The following is a 12,552-nucleotide window of genomic DNA, read 5'->3' on the forward strand; positions in this document are numbered from 1 at the left end:
CTTTGGATTGCGTTAATATCTAAGCCACATTCAAACCGCGCACATATCGCGGTGACCACACCAGACAGGAGTATGTAATGTCCAAGCAACAGATCGGCGTCGTCGGTATGGCAGTGATGGGGCGCAACCTGGCCCTCAACATCGAAAGCTGCGGTTATACCGTCTCCATCTTCAATCGCTCCCGCGAAAAAACTGAAGAAGTTGTTGCCGAGAACCCGGGTAAGAAACTGGTTCCTTATTACACGGTGAAAGAGTTCGTTGAGTCTCTTGAGACCCCACGTCGTATCCTGTTAATGGTGAAAGCTGGCGCAGGCACCGACGCTGCCATCGATTCCCTGAAGCCGTACTTGGATAAAGGCGACATCATCATTGATGGCGGTAATACCTTCTTCCAGGACACTATCCGTCGTAACCGTGAACTGTCCGCAGAAGGTTTTAACTTCATCGGTACCGGTGTTTCCGGTGGTGAAGAGGGCGCGCTGAAAGGGCCTTCTATCATGCCTGGTGGCCAGAAAGAAGCTTACGAACTGGTTGCGCCAATTCTGACTAAGATTGCTGCTGTCGCCGAAGACGGTGAGCCGTGCGTAACGTACATCGGTGCGGATGGTGCAGGTCACTACGTGAAGATGGTTCACAACGGTATCGAGTATGGCGATATGCAGCTAATTGCTGAAGCCTACTCCTTGCTGAAAGGTGGTTTGAACCTGTCTAACGAAGAGCTGGCAAGCACTTTCACCGAATGGAACAATGGTGAACTGAGCAGCTATCTGATCGACATCACCAAAGACATCTTCACCAAAAAAGATGAAGAAGGTAAATACCTGGTTGACGTCATTCTGGATGAAGCCGCTAACAAAGGTACCGGTAAGTGGACCAGCCAGAGTTCCCTGGATCTCGGTGAGCCGCTGTCGCTGATTACTGAATCCGTATTCGCTCGCTACATCTCTTCTCTGAAAGAGCAGCGTGTTGCGGCCTCTAAAGTCCTGACCGGACCTAAAGCTCAGCTAGCGGGTGATAAAGCCGAATTTATCGAGAAAGTGCGTCGCGCGCTGTATCTGGGTAAAATTGTGTCTTACGCCCAGGGCTTCTCTCAGCTGCGCGCCGCTTCTGACGAACACAACTGGGATCTGAACTACGGTGAGATTGCCAAGATCTTCCGTGCGGGCTGCATCATTCGTGCGCAGTTCCTGCAGAAGATCACCGATGCTTACGCTAAAAATTCCGGTATTGCTAACCTGCTGCTTGATCCGTACTTCAAGAACATCGCTGATGAATATCAGCAGTCGCTGCGTGATGTGGTGGCGTATGCCGTGCAGAACGGTATTCCGGTTCCTACCTTCTCCGCGGCGGTTGCCTATTACGACAGCTATCGTGCAGAAGTTCTGCCTGCTAACCTGATCCAGGCGCAGCGTGACTACTTCGGTGCGCACACCTATAAGCGCACAGATAAAGAAGGCGTGTTCCATACGGAATGGCTGGATTAATCTGATTTAGCCCTGACGAAAATGTAGGCCCGGAGCGCTCCTCCGGGCTTTTTTATGGGCAAAAAACGGCATTCGGTCAGGTCTGATAGGCGTAGCTGTGCTAAATAGCGATATAATGCACCTATGCTGATCCGATACGACAACGTTGGGTCTAACGATGGTGAATTGTTCACTCTTTAATGTTTAACCAGAAGAAGTTAGAGCTAATGAAAATAACGATTTCAGGTACAGGTTATGTGGGGCTATCGAACGGTATTCTGATTGCCCAGCACCACGAAGTGGTTGCGCTGGATATTGTGCAATCCAAAGTGGACATGCTGAATCAGAAACAGTCACCGATTGCTGATAAAGAAATTGAAGAGTATCTGGCCACAAAAGATCTCAACTTCCGCGCAACCACCGACAAGCAAGAGGCTTATCGCAATGCTGACTACGTCATTATTGCCACGCCAACCGATTACGATCCTAAAACCAACTACTTCAATACGTCCAGCGTGGAGTCAATCATCCGTGATGTACTGGAAATAAATCCGCAGGCGGTAATGATTATAAAATCAACTATTCCGGTTGGTTTTACCCAGTCGATTAAAGAACGTCTTGGCACGGAAAATATTATTTTCTCACCGGAGTTTCTGCGGGAAGGAAAGGCGCTTTATGACAATCTCCATCCTTCACGTATTGTGATTGGCGAACGTTCCGCGCGTGCTGAACGATTTGCGGCATTGTTGCAGGAAGGTGCCATCAAGCAAGACATTCCCACATTATTTACCGACTCAACCGAAGCCGAAGCCATTAAACTGTTTGCCAATACCTATCTTGCCATGCGCGTGGCGTACTTTAACGAGCTTGACAGTTATGCTGAGAGTTTAGGTCTGGATACCCGCCAAATCATCGAAGGCGTCTGTCTGGATCCGCGTATTGGTAATCACTATAACAACCCCTCATTTGGTTATGGCGGCTATTGCCTGCCGAAAGACACCAAACAGTTGCTGGCAAACTACCAGTCGGTTCCCAATAATCTTATCTCTGCTATTGTGGATGCCAACCGCACGCGCAAAGACTTTATTGCCGACTCCATCCTTGCACGCAAGCCGAAGGTGGTGGGGGTTTATCGCTTAATCATGAAAAGTGGTTCTGATAACTTCCGCGCATCGTCCATTCAGGGGATCATGAAGCGGATTAAAGCCAAAGGCGTGCCGGTGATTATTTTTGAACCGGTAATGAAAGAGGATGAATTTTTCCATTCGCGCGTGGTACGTGATTTAAACGTGTTTAAAAATGAAGCGGATATTATCATTTCTAACCGTATGACGCCGGAACTAAGTGATGTCGCCGATAAGGTGTACACCCGCGATCTGTTTGGTAATGACTAACCTATATCGCGAATAAAAGAGGCCGTTTAAAAGGCCTCTTTTATATTTCAGAACGAATGAATTTATACCGCGTAGAAATCGCGATACCAGTCCACAAAGTTTTTTACACCATCTTTAACGGTTGTTTCGGGTTTAAAGCCAATCACGTCGTACAGCGCTTGAGTATCTGCGCTGGTTTCCAGCACGTCTCCAGGTTGCAGAGGCAACATATTTTTAGTGGCTTCAATGCCTAGCGCTTCTTCCAGTGCTTTGATGTAATCCATCAACTCAACCGGGGCACTATTGCCAATATTGTAGACGCGATAGGGGGCAATACTGGTAGCTGGAGTACCGGTTTCAACGGTCCATTGTGCGTCGGTCTGCGGAATAATGTCCTGCAGGCGAACAATCGCCTCGGCGATATCATCAATATAGGTAAAGTCACGCTTCATTTTACCAAAGTTATAGACGTCGATGCTTTTCCCTTCCAGCATCGCTTTGGTGAACTTAAACAGCGCCATATCCGGGCGACCCCACGGGCCGTACACGGTGAAGAAACGCAACCCCGTGGTCGGCAGGCCATATAAATGAGAGTAGGTATGCGCCATCAGTTCGTTAGCTTTTTTGGTTGCCGCATATAAGGATACGGGGTGATCAACGGAATCATCCGTTGAGAAAGGCATTTTGCGATTCAGGCCGTAGACCGAGCTGGAGGAGGCATAGAGCAGGTGTTGGATTTGGTTATGCCGACACCCTTCCAGTACGTTCAAAAAGCCGGTCAGATTGGAGTCTGCGTAAGCATGTGGATTGTCGATTGAGTATCGAACGCCCGCCTGTGCGGCGAGATGGATTACGCGATCAAAGCGCTCGTCCGCGAAAAGTGCGGCCATGCTTTCCCGGTCAGCTAAAGCAAGCTTATGAAAATGGAATCCGGGGTGTACCAGCAACGCCAGGCGCGCCTGCTTAAGGCTGACATCGTAGTAATCGTTGAGATTATCCATACCGACCACCTGGTGGCCAGCGTCCAGCAAGCGTTTGCTAACGTGGAAGCCGATAAAACCGGCGGCACCCGTAACCAGGTATTTCATGTTGTACCTCTGTCTGGCTTTATTGTTGCCAGGCGCCATCAGGCGCCAGAAAGGGAGAATCATACCGTTTGACGATAAAAAAGATAATCGTTATCTGTTATTACCCTGTTCGGTTTTTCTGGTTACGTCATTTTTATTCACAGCGTGAATTGATAGGATGGCATGAATAGTCGCGCCAGTCAGATTTTCATTGTTGACTGCGATGATTGCCCGCTTAACTTTTTAAGTAGTGATTAAAATACCAATCAATATCACTTAAATAATCTGTATTTTTTATCAGTAATCCTATGGCATTACCTGAATTTATGGCTAAACTATTGGCGTTAAGTCTTTCCTCATTTAGGGTAATTATGTCTGTCGGTGATAACAACGTATCCGGGCGCAGTAACGATCCGGAACAGATTGATTTAATTGATTTAGTGATGCAGTTGTGGCGCGGCAAAATGACGATTGTTGTCTGTGTTGTTGTTGCTATCCTCCTTGCTGTGGGCTATCTGGCGGTAGCGAAAGAGAAATGGACCTCGACGGCGATTGTGACTCAGCCAGATGTAGGTCAGCTAGCCAGCTACAATAATGCCATGAGTGTATTGTTTGGCGACAATGCGCCCAAAGTCACCGATGTGCAGACGGGGTTTATTGGTCGTTTTAGCTCAGCATTCTCTGCATTAGCGGAAACGCTGGATAACCAGGATATGCCGGAAAAACTGACTATTGATGAAGCGGTGAAAGGTCAGACATTACCGTTAAAGGTTTCCTACACCAGCCGTACTGCTGAGGAAGCACAAAAAACGCTGGCGCAATATATTCAGCAGGTCGATGAAAGTGTGGCGAAGGAGTTGAATGCTGACCTGTCCATGAGCGTGAAAAACCGAGTCGCAGATTTGCAAAAGTCGCTTGAAGCGCAAGAAACGGTGGCGGAAGAGCAAAAAGCATTGCGCATTGCGCAGATGACTCAGGCGCTCAAGGTGGCGGAACAGTCCAATATTAAGTTGCCACAGGTCCAGCAGGCCGATCAGGTTTCTCAGGACACCATGTTTATGCTGGGCAGTGAGGCGCTTTCTTCCATGGTGAAGAACGAAGCGACTCGCCCGTTAACGTTCTCTGACCAATACTATCAGACGCGTCAAAATCTGCTGTCTGTTCAGGCGTTGAAAGTGGAACCGGGTAGTGTGCACGCATACCGCTATGTAATGAAACCGACCTTACCGATCCGTCGCGACAGCCCGAAGAAAGCCATTACGCTGGTGCTGGCGGTACTGCTCGGTGGAATGATTGGCGCGGGCGTGGTGCTGGGGCGCAATGCTTTACGGGGCTACAAAGCAAAAGCGCAGTAAGTCAGTATGACGCCGAGCTAAAAAACAAAAAACCGGGTATCGCCCGGTTTTTTTACGCCCGAAGTTTACTGATGCCGCTGACGCAAATTCTCTATTACCGTGGTCAGATCGAGATCCTGATCCTGCAACAGTACCAGCAGGTGGTACATCAGATCGGATGCCTCATTGGTCAGTTCGAAACGGTCATGTACCGTTGCGGCCAGCGCGGCCTCCACGCCTTCTTCACCGACTTTCTGGGCGATGCGTTTAGTACCGCTGGCATACAGCTTAGCCGTGTAGGAACTCTCCGGGTCCGCCGTTTTACGCTCAGCAAGTAGCTGTTCAAGCTGATACAGGAACAGCCACTGGTGGCTGGCCTCGCCAAAACAGCTGCTGGTTCCTTTATGGCAGGTGGGCCCAATCGGGTTCACCAGCACCAGCAACGTGTCGTTATCGCAATCGGGCGTAATGCTGACCACATTGAGGAAGTTGCCGGAGGTTTCGCCCTTGGTCCACAGGCGCTGTTTGGTGCGCGAGAAAAAGGTCACTTTGCCGCTTTCAAGCGTTTTGTCCAGTGCTTCAAGGTTCATATAACCCAGCATCAATACTTCGCCGGAGACCGCATGCTGGACCACGACCGGCATCAGTCCGTCGGTTTTTTCCCAGTCCAGTTCGCGGCATTGTTGCTTCGTTAACATATCCTGATCTCCACGCCCTGCGTTGCCAGGTACGTTTTTAATTCACCAATATTAATAATCTGCTTGTGGAACACTGAAGCGGCGAGCGCGCCATCGACATCCGCATCCTGGAAGGCAGCAAGGAAGTGTTCCATGGTTCCTGCGCCGCCGGAGGCGATCAGCGGAACGTGGCATACTTCACGTACTTTTTTCAGCTGTTCGAGATCGTAGCCATTACGCACGCCGTCCTGGTTCATCATATTGAGGACGATTTCACCTGCGCCGAGTTTTTGCACCTCTTGAACCCAGTCGAGGGTTTCCCACTGGGTGACGCGGGTTCGGCTTTCATCGCCAGTGTATTGATTAACGTGATACATCCCGGTTTCGGCGTCATGCCAGGTATCGATCCCAACCACGATGCACTGCACGCCAAAGCGCTCGGCCAGGCGGGTAATCAGCGACGGGTCAGCCAGCGCAGGGGAGTTGACAGAAATTTTATCAGCGCCGAAGGTCAGTATTTTCGCGGCATCGTCCACTGACTTAATCCCGCCCGCCACGCAGAACGGGATGTCGATCACTTCTGCTACGCGCGATACCCAGCTCTTATCGACTACACGTCCATCGCTGGAGGCGGTGATATCGTAGAACACCAGCTCATCTGCACCCTCGTCGGCATAGCGTTTCGCCAGCGGGACGATGTCACCGATGACCTCGTGATTACGAAACTGGACGCCTTTCACTACCTGACCATCGCGAACGTCCAGACACGGAATTATGCGTTTTGCCAGCATTGAATGGCCTCCTCAACGGTGAATTTACCTTCCAGCAGCGCGCGTCCGACGATCACGCCGCGCACGCCGGTTCCGCGCAGGGCGGCAACGTCGTCGATATCACCAATACCACCGGATGACTGAAAGGCCACCTGCGGATATTTAGCGCAGACTTCTTCATAAAGCGATACGTTAGAGCCTGCCAGCGTGCCGTCGCGGGAGATATCGGTGCACAGCACATGCTTCAGGCCAACGGGCAGGTAGGTTTCCACCAGTTCTTCCAGCGAAACGCCGGAGTCTTCCTGCCAGCCGCTGACCGCGACCTGCTTGTTGCCTTGTTTGTCAATACGCACATCCAGCGCCAGCACCAGTGCATCTGCACCGAAACGCTCGAACCAGCCTTTGACGACTTCAGGTGATTTTACCGCCGTCGAGCCAACCACAACGCGCGCCACGCCGGCTGCAAGCAGGGCCGCAACGTCCTCTTCTGTGCGCACACCGCCGCCAACCTGCACCGGTACGTTGACACCGGCGACCAGCGTTTTAATCAGCGGGATCTGACGCTTGAGCGGATCTTTCGCGCCGGTTAAATCTACCAGGTGCAGAACCTGTGCACCTTGTGCGGCGTAATCCTGCAAGCGCGGCAGGGGATCGTTGCCGTAATCACGCTGGGTGGCGTAATCGCCCTGGTGGAGACGCACAACTGTGCCATCGATTAAATCTAATGCCGGAATAATCATCACATCTCCAGAAAATTTTTCAGCAACAGCGCCCCAGCGGCACCCGAGCGCTCAGGGTGAAACTGTACGCCGAAGAAATTGTCTTTTTGTACCGCTGCAGTGAACGGTTCACCGTAATGGCACTGGGCAATGGTCGAGGGATTGACCGGCATTGCGTAGCTGTGAACAAAATAAAAATATGCGCCATCGTCAATGCCGCGGAACAGGCGATTTCCCGCCTGCGGATACACCCGGTTCCAGCCCATATGCGGCAGCGGCAGACCAAAGTCGGTCATCTTAGGTACGTTCTGCTCAATAATACCCAGCAGGTCAACGCCATTGCTCTCTTCACTGCGCCGACCGAGCAGTTGCATGCCTAAACAAATCCCCAGAACCGGTTGGGTACAGGCTTTGATCAGCTCAATCAGTTCGCGTTCACGTAGCTGATCCATCGCCGCTTGCGCGGTCCCGACGCCGGGCAGAAAAAGCTTATCGGCGCGCAGTACCACATCGGCGTCGCGGCTGACGATGGGGTCATAACCGTGACGCGCCACGGCAGATTTCACCGAGTTGAGGTTGGCGCAGCCGGTGTCGAGGATCACCACGTTCATCACAGCACTCCTTTTGAAGAGGGAAGAGTATCGCCCTCAACGCGAATCGCCTGGCGCAGCGTGCGGCCAAAGGCCTTGAACAGGCTTTCCACACGGTGGTGATCGTTTTTGCCCTTGGTCTTCAGGTGCAGCGTCACGCCCATGGTGTAAGAGAGCGAACGGAAAAAGTGCTCGATCATCTCGGTGCTCAGATCGCCAACGCGCTGATAGGTGAATTCAGCCCGGTATTCCAGGTGCGGACGTCCGGAGATATCCAGCGCGCAGCGGGCCAGGCATTCGTCCATTGGCAGCACAAACCCGAAGCGGTTGATGCCACGCTTGTCACCCAACGCCAGTTTTAACGCTTCGCCCAGCGCCAGACCGGTATCTTCTACGGTGTGGTGATCGTCAATATACAAGTCGCCCTTGACGGTGATTTCCATGCGAAAACCGCCGTGGGTCGAGATTTGATCCAGCATGTGGTCAAAGAAGCCGACGCCGGTATTAATTTTGCTGCGGCCCTCGCGGTCCAGCCACACTTTGACGTCAATCTGCGTTTCTTTGGTATTACGCTCAACGTGGGCGTAGCGGTCGCGTTTGGTCAGCTGTTCGCTAATCATCGACCAGTTCAGGGTGTCACGGTGGTAGCGTAACCCGCCGATACCCATGTTTTCAGCCAGCTGAATGTCGGTTGCGCGGTCGCCAATCACGTAGCTGTTCGCGGTATCCAGCGCCTGTTCAGCCAGATACTGTTCGACCAGCTTCACTTTTGGTTTACGGCAGTCGCATTCGTCTGCTGGCAGGTGCGGGCAGATCAGCACCTCATCAAACACCACGCCCTGCGAGGTGAAAATCTGCATCATCAGGTTATGCGGCCCGTCAAACTCAGCCTGCGGGAAGCTTTGCGTTCCCAGTCCATCCTGGTTGGTGATCATCACCAGTTTATAACCGGCTTTTTGCAGCTTGAGCAGGGCAGGGACAACCTCCGGCTCAAAGGCCAGTTTGTCAAAGCGATCAACCTGAAAGTCACTTGGCGGTTCTGAAATCAGGGTTCCATCACGGTCAATAAAAAGATACTTCTGGCTCATATTTGCTCCGCACGTAAAGCGTCAATGACGCGCTGGCTTTCTTCACGGGTGCCGACGGTGATCCGCAGGCAGCCGCTTAATGAAGGTTGTTTGTTCTGGTCTCGTAAGATAATGCCCTGATCCCACAAAGATTTAAACACAGAACTGGAAGCGGTAAAGCGGGCCAGAATATAGTTGGTTTCAGAGGTGAAAACCTGCTCCACGCACGGAATGGTTTTCAGTGCATCCACCAGATACTGACGTTCTTGTAGGATCTGCGCTACGCGTTCACGCATGGCGGCAATGCCTTGTGGCGTCAGCGCCTGGGCGGCGATATCGGCTACCGGCGTCGACAGCGGGTAGGGGGCGATCACTTTCAACAGCAGGTTAATCACCTCTTCATTGGCCAGCGTAAATCCGCAGCGCAACCCTGCCAGCGCAAACGCCTTGGAAAGGGTACGCAGAACCACCAGGTGTGGATATTCCGTTAACCAGCCGGCCAGCGTCGCCTGCGGACAGAACTCAATGTACGCTTCATCGGCGACCACAATGGCTTTACCTTGGGTCATTTCAAGCAGCGAGCGTAGATCTTGTGGGTTAATCAACTGGCCGGTCGGATTGTTAGGGCTGCAAACGTAAACCACCTTCACGCCATCAAGCTTGTCGGCAATGCCCTGGAGATCGAGCTGCCAGTCGGCAAGCGTAGGCACGGTGCGGCATTCCACGCCGATGGTCTCAGCGCTGACGCTGTACATGCCGTAGGTCGGCGGGCAGTAAAGAATGGCATCCTGGCCGGGTTCACAAAACGCGCGTACCAACAGTTCGATACCTTCATCTGCCCCTCGGCTAACCAACACCTGCTCCGGTTTAACGCCCGCGTACTGTGCGTAATTCTCAATCACCGCTTTTGGCTGACATTCCGGGTAACGGTTAAGCGTCTGCTGGCTGAGCTGAAACTCAACGGCCGTCGGGAACTCGTTGGCATTCAGCCAGACGTCGCCATTACCGCCCAGACGACGGGCAGACTTATAGGGCGTCAGTTCGCGGACATTTTTACGGGCTAAATCGGTGACGCTAAGAATGTTGTCAGTGCTCATGCTTGCTCCTTGAGGGCGTTAACACGCAGGGTGACGGCATTTTTGTGGGCGGTCAGTCGCTCCGCGGCGGCCAGCGTTTCGATGGTTGAGGCGAGAGCTGAGAAACCTTGTGGCGACAGTTCCTGGACGGTCATCCGCTTTTGGAAGTCTGCCAGCCCGAGGCTTGAACAGGTCGCGGTGTAACCGTAGGTCGGTAGCACGTGGTTTGTGCCTGAGGCATAATCACCGGCGGATTCCGGTGACCAGTCACCGAGAAACACGGAGCCGGCGCTGGTGATGTCATCGACCAGTTCACGGGCGTTACGGGTCTGAATGATCAGGTGCTCTGGGCCGTACTGGTTAGAAATGGCGATGCACTGCGCCAGATCCCGGGTCACAATCAGACGGCTGGCGCTCAGCGCCTGACGCGCTGTTTCCGCGCGTGGTAGTTCAGCAAGCTGGCGTTCAACGGCGTCAGCCACGCGGCGGGCTATCCCGGCATCTGGCGTCAGCAGGATCACCTGAGAGTCCGGGCCGTGCTCGGCCTGCGAGAGCAGATCGGAGGCGACGAAATCCGGGGTCGCGCCGCTGTCGGCAATCACCAGTACTTCGGAAGGTCCGGCCGGCATATCAATGGCCGCACCGTCCAGACGCTGGCTTACCTGGCGCTTGGCCTCCGTTACCCAGGCATTACCGGGGCCAAAAATTTTGTCGACTTTGGGTACCGATTCGCTACCGAAGGCCAGAGCGGCAATTGCCTGGGCGCCACCGACGTTAAACACTTCTTGCACACCGCACAGCTGCGCCGCATACAAAATTTCGTCGGCGATAGGCGGTGGCGAGCACAGCACCACGCGTTGGCAACCAGCAATACGGGCCGGGGTGGCAAGCATCAATACCGTTGAGAAGAGTGGGGCCGATCCCCCCGGAATATACAAACCGACGGAGCTGACCGGACGGGTCACCTGCTGGCAGCGCACGCCGGGCTGCGTTTCAATATCTACCGCGGGCAGTTTTTGCGCGTTGTGAAACGTTTCAATATTTTTCACCGCGACCGCCATCGCCTGCTTGAGGTCCTCACTCAGACGCGCGCTGGCGGCAGAAATCTCTTCGGCACTGACTTTCAGCGCGCTGACGGTGGTTTTATCAAATTTGGCGCTGTATTCGCGCAGCGCCGCATCACCGCGTGATTTGACGTTATCCAGAATGTCGCTGACGGTACGGGTGATGCTGTCCGAGGCAGAGATTGCCGGGCGCATCAGCAATTCGCGTTGCTGTTCGATGCTGCAGGTATTCCAGTCAATCAGGGTATTGAAGCTCATGGTCGTTACTCCATTATCGGGTGTTGCCGGATGGCGGTGCTGCCTTATCCGGCCTACAAGACCCGTAATATCAATGATTGTGACAATTCTTGTAGGCCTGATAAGCGAAGCGCCATCAGGCATCAGATCACTCCATCATCTTCTCAATTGGCAGCACCAGAATCGAACTGGCACCGAGCGCTTTCAGTTTTTCCATGGTTTCCCAGAACAGGGTTTCGCTGCTGACCATGTGCATGGCCACGCGCTGCTGATCGCCTGCCAGTGGCAGAATAGTTGGACGCTCTGCGCCTGGCAGCAGGGCGATGACCTCGTCCAGACGTTCGGTTGGGGCGTGCATCATGATGTACTTGGATTCGCGGGCCTGAATCACGCCCTGAATGCGGGTCAGTAATTTATCGATCAGCTGCTGCTTGGCTTCCGCCATCTCGCCGTCGCGCTGGATCAGGCAGGCTTTGGAGCGGTAAATCACTTCGACTTCACGCAGGCCGTTGGCTTCCAGCGTGGCGCCGGTTGAGACCAGATCGCAAATCGCATCGGCCAGGCCCGCACGCGGGGCAACTTCTACTGAGCCGTTTAGCAGGCAGGATTTAAACGTGACGCCTTTCTGATCGAGATAACGTTTCAGCAGGTGCGGGTAGGAAGTGGCAACACGTTTACCGTTCAGCGAAGCCGGGCCGTCCCAGGCTTCGTCCGCCGGGGTGGCTAACGAGAGGCGACAGCCACCGAAGTCGAGACGACGCAGCGTAAAGTAGCGCGGATCTTCGCCCTGCGCCCGGCGGTTGAGCAACTCTTCTTCTAAAACGTTTTCACCAATGATGCCGAGGTCAACCACGCCGTCCATCACCAGACCCGGAATATCGTCATCACGCACGCGGAGAATATCAATCGGCATGTTCTCTGCCATCGCAATCAGGCGCTGGGTGTGAAGATTAATTTTAATGCCACAGCGGGCCAGTAATTCGCGTGAATCATCGCTTAAGCGGCCTGATTTCTGCATAGCTATGCGTAAACGGGTATTGTCTAACATTCTTTTGTCCTCGTTATCCTGTCTGAATCGGTCTGGGTCACGCACCAAAAAAAAGCCCCCGGAAGAA

Annotated in this window: 12 protein-coding genes; 3 read left to right on the plus strand and 9 right to left on the minus strand. The window is 53.2% G+C overall.

The annotated features are described in order from the left end of the window. The first annotated feature begins 77 nt into the window (after positions 1-77). Both gndA and ugd read left to right on the plus strand, forming a co-directional pair. Positions 78-1,484 (plus strand): NADP-dependent phosphogluconate dehydrogenase, encoded by a 1,407-nt coding sequence (gene gndA, locus FDW95_RS06030; RefSeq protein ID WP_115258127.1) that lies wholly within the window; start codon positions 78-80, stop codon positions 1,482-1,484. Positions 1,485-1,690: 206 nt separating this feature from the next. Further along, the gene (ugd, locus tag FDW95_RS06035) at positions 1,691-2,857 is read left to right on the plus strand and encodes a UDP-glucose 6-dehydrogenase (protein ID WP_115258128.1); all 1,167 of its coding nucleotides are present in this window, start codon (positions 1,691-1,693) and stop codon (positions 2,855-2,857) included. 62 nt (positions 2,858-2,919) lie between these two features. Here ugd and FDW95_RS06040 read toward each other — a convergent pair whose 3' ends face one another. Further along, positions 2,920-3,924, minus strand: coding sequence for an NAD-dependent epimerase (locus FDW95_RS06040; protein ID WP_115258129.1), 1,005 nt, complete (start codon positions 3,922-3,924; stop codon positions 2,920-2,922). A gap of 350 nt (positions 3,925-4,274) precedes the next feature. Here FDW95_RS06040 and wzzB point away from each other — a divergent pair, with 350 nt between their 5' ends. Further along, positions 4,275-5,258: an LPS O-antigen chain length determinant protein WzzB gene (gene wzzB / locus FDW95_RS06045; protein WP_115258130.1), complete on the plus strand. Its 984-nt coding sequence runs from the start codon at positions 4,275-4,277 to the stop codon at positions 5,256-5,258. A gap of 65 nt (positions 5,259-5,323) precedes the next feature. Here wzzB and hisIE read toward each other — a convergent pair whose 3' ends face one another. From hisIE to hisG, 8 genes are all read right to left on the minus strand, one after another. Further along, positions 5,324-5,935, minus strand: coding sequence for a bifunctional phosphoribosyl-AMP cyclohydrolase/phosphoribosyl-ATP diphosphatase HisIE (hisIE, locus tag FDW95_RS06050; protein ID WP_115258131.1), 612 nt, complete (start codon positions 5,933-5,935; stop codon positions 5,324-5,326). Beyond that, positions 5,929-6,705, minus strand: a complete 777-nt coding sequence (gene hisF, locus FDW95_RS06055) for an imidazole glycerol phosphate synthase subunit HisF (RefSeq protein WP_115258132.1) — start codon at positions 6,703-6,705, stop codon at positions 5,929-5,931. Before hisF ends, hisIE begins: the two co-directional genes overlap by 7 nt. Beyond that, positions 6,687-7,424: a 1-(5-phosphoribosyl)-5-[(5-phosphoribosylamino)methylideneamino]imidazole-4-carboxamide isomerase gene (hisA, locus tag FDW95_RS06060; protein ID WP_115258133.1), complete on the minus strand. Its 738-nt coding sequence runs from the start codon at positions 7,422-7,424 to the stop codon at positions 6,687-6,689. The genes hisF and hisA overlap by 19 nt, the downstream gene beginning before the upstream one ends. Further along, positions 7,424-8,014 (minus strand): imidazole glycerol phosphate synthase subunit HisH, encoded by a 591-nt coding sequence (gene hisH / locus FDW95_RS06065; RefSeq protein WP_115258134.1) that lies wholly within the window; start codon positions 8,012-8,014, stop codon positions 7,424-7,426. Before hisH ends, hisA begins: the two co-directional genes overlap by 1 nt. After that, positions 8,014-9,081, minus strand: a complete 1,068-nt coding sequence (hisB, locus tag FDW95_RS06070; RefSeq protein ID WP_096756621.1) for a bifunctional histidinol-phosphatase/imidazoleglycerol-phosphate dehydratase HisB — start codon at positions 9,079-9,081, stop codon at positions 8,014-8,016. The genes hisH and hisB overlap by 1 nt, the downstream gene beginning before the upstream one ends. Continuing rightward, positions 9,078-10,157, minus strand: coding sequence for a histidinol-phosphate transaminase (gene hisC, locus FDW95_RS06075; protein WP_115258135.1), 1,080 nt, complete (start codon positions 10,155-10,157; stop codon positions 9,078-9,080). Before hisC ends, hisB begins: the two co-directional genes overlap by 4 nt. Continuing rightward, the gene (gene hisD / locus FDW95_RS06080; RefSeq protein ID WP_115258136.1) at positions 10,154-11,458 is read right to left on the minus strand and encodes a histidinol dehydrogenase; all 1,305 of its coding nucleotides are present in this window, start codon (positions 11,456-11,458) and stop codon (positions 10,154-10,156) included. The genes hisC and hisD overlap by 4 nt, the downstream gene beginning before the upstream one ends. A gap of 127 nt (positions 11,459-11,585) precedes the next feature. Beyond that, positions 11,586-12,485, minus strand: coding sequence for an ATP phosphoribosyltransferase (gene hisG / locus FDW95_RS06085; RefSeq protein ID WP_096756624.1), 900 nt, complete (start codon positions 12,483-12,485; stop codon positions 11,586-11,588). Positions 12,486-12,552: the final 67 nt, after the last annotated feature.

Source organism: Citrobacter sp. wls718 (assembly GCF_005280945.1).
Lineage (GTDB): Bacteria > Pseudomonadota > Gammaproteobacteria > Enterobacterales > Enterobacteriaceae > Citrobacter > Citrobacter gillenii.

Bases quoted from the DNA above. Each gene is read 5' to 3' on its own strand.
- gndA (WP_115258127.1), top strand. From the start codon at position 78: ATGTCCAAGCAACAGATCGGCGTCGTCGGTATGGCAGTGATGGGGCGC.
- ugd (WP_115258128.1), top strand. From the start codon at position 1,691: ATGAAAATAACGATTTCAGGTACAGGTTATGTGGGGCTATCGAACGGT.
- FDW95_RS06040 (WP_115258129.1), bottom strand. From the start codon at position 3,924: ATGAAATACCTGGTTACGGGTGCCGCCGGTTTTATCGGCTTCCACGTT.
- wzzB (WP_115258130.1), top strand. From the start codon at position 4,275: ATGTCTGTCGGTGATAACAACGTATCCGGGCGCAGTAACGATCCGGAA.
- hisIE (WP_115258131.1), bottom strand. From the start codon at position 5,935: ATGTTAACGAAGCAACAATGCCGCGAACTGGACTGGGAAAAAACCGAC.
- hisF (WP_115258132.1), bottom strand. From the start codon at position 6,705: ATGCTGGCAAAACGCATAATTCCGTGTCTGGACGTTCGCGATGGTCAG.
- hisA (WP_115258133.1), bottom strand. From the start codon at position 7,424: ATGATTATTCCGGCATTAGATTTAATCGATGGCACAGTTGTGCGTCTC.
- hisH (WP_115258134.1), bottom strand. From the start codon at position 8,014: ATGAACGTGGTGATCCTCGACACCGGCTGCGCCAACCTCAACTCGGTG.
- hisB (WP_096756621.1), bottom strand. From the start codon at position 9,081: ATGAGCCAGAAGTATCTTTTTATTGACCGTGATGGAACCCTGATTTCA.
- hisC (WP_115258135.1), bottom strand. From the start codon at position 10,157: ATGAGCACTGACAACATTCTTAGCGTCACCGATTTAGCCCGTAAAAAT.
- hisD (WP_115258136.1), bottom strand. From the start codon at position 11,458: ATGAGCTTCAATACCCTGATTGACTGGAATACCTGCAGCATCGAACAG.
- hisG (WP_096756624.1), bottom strand. From the start codon at position 12,485: ATGTTAGACAATACCCGTTTACGCATAGCTATGCAGAAATCAGGCCGC.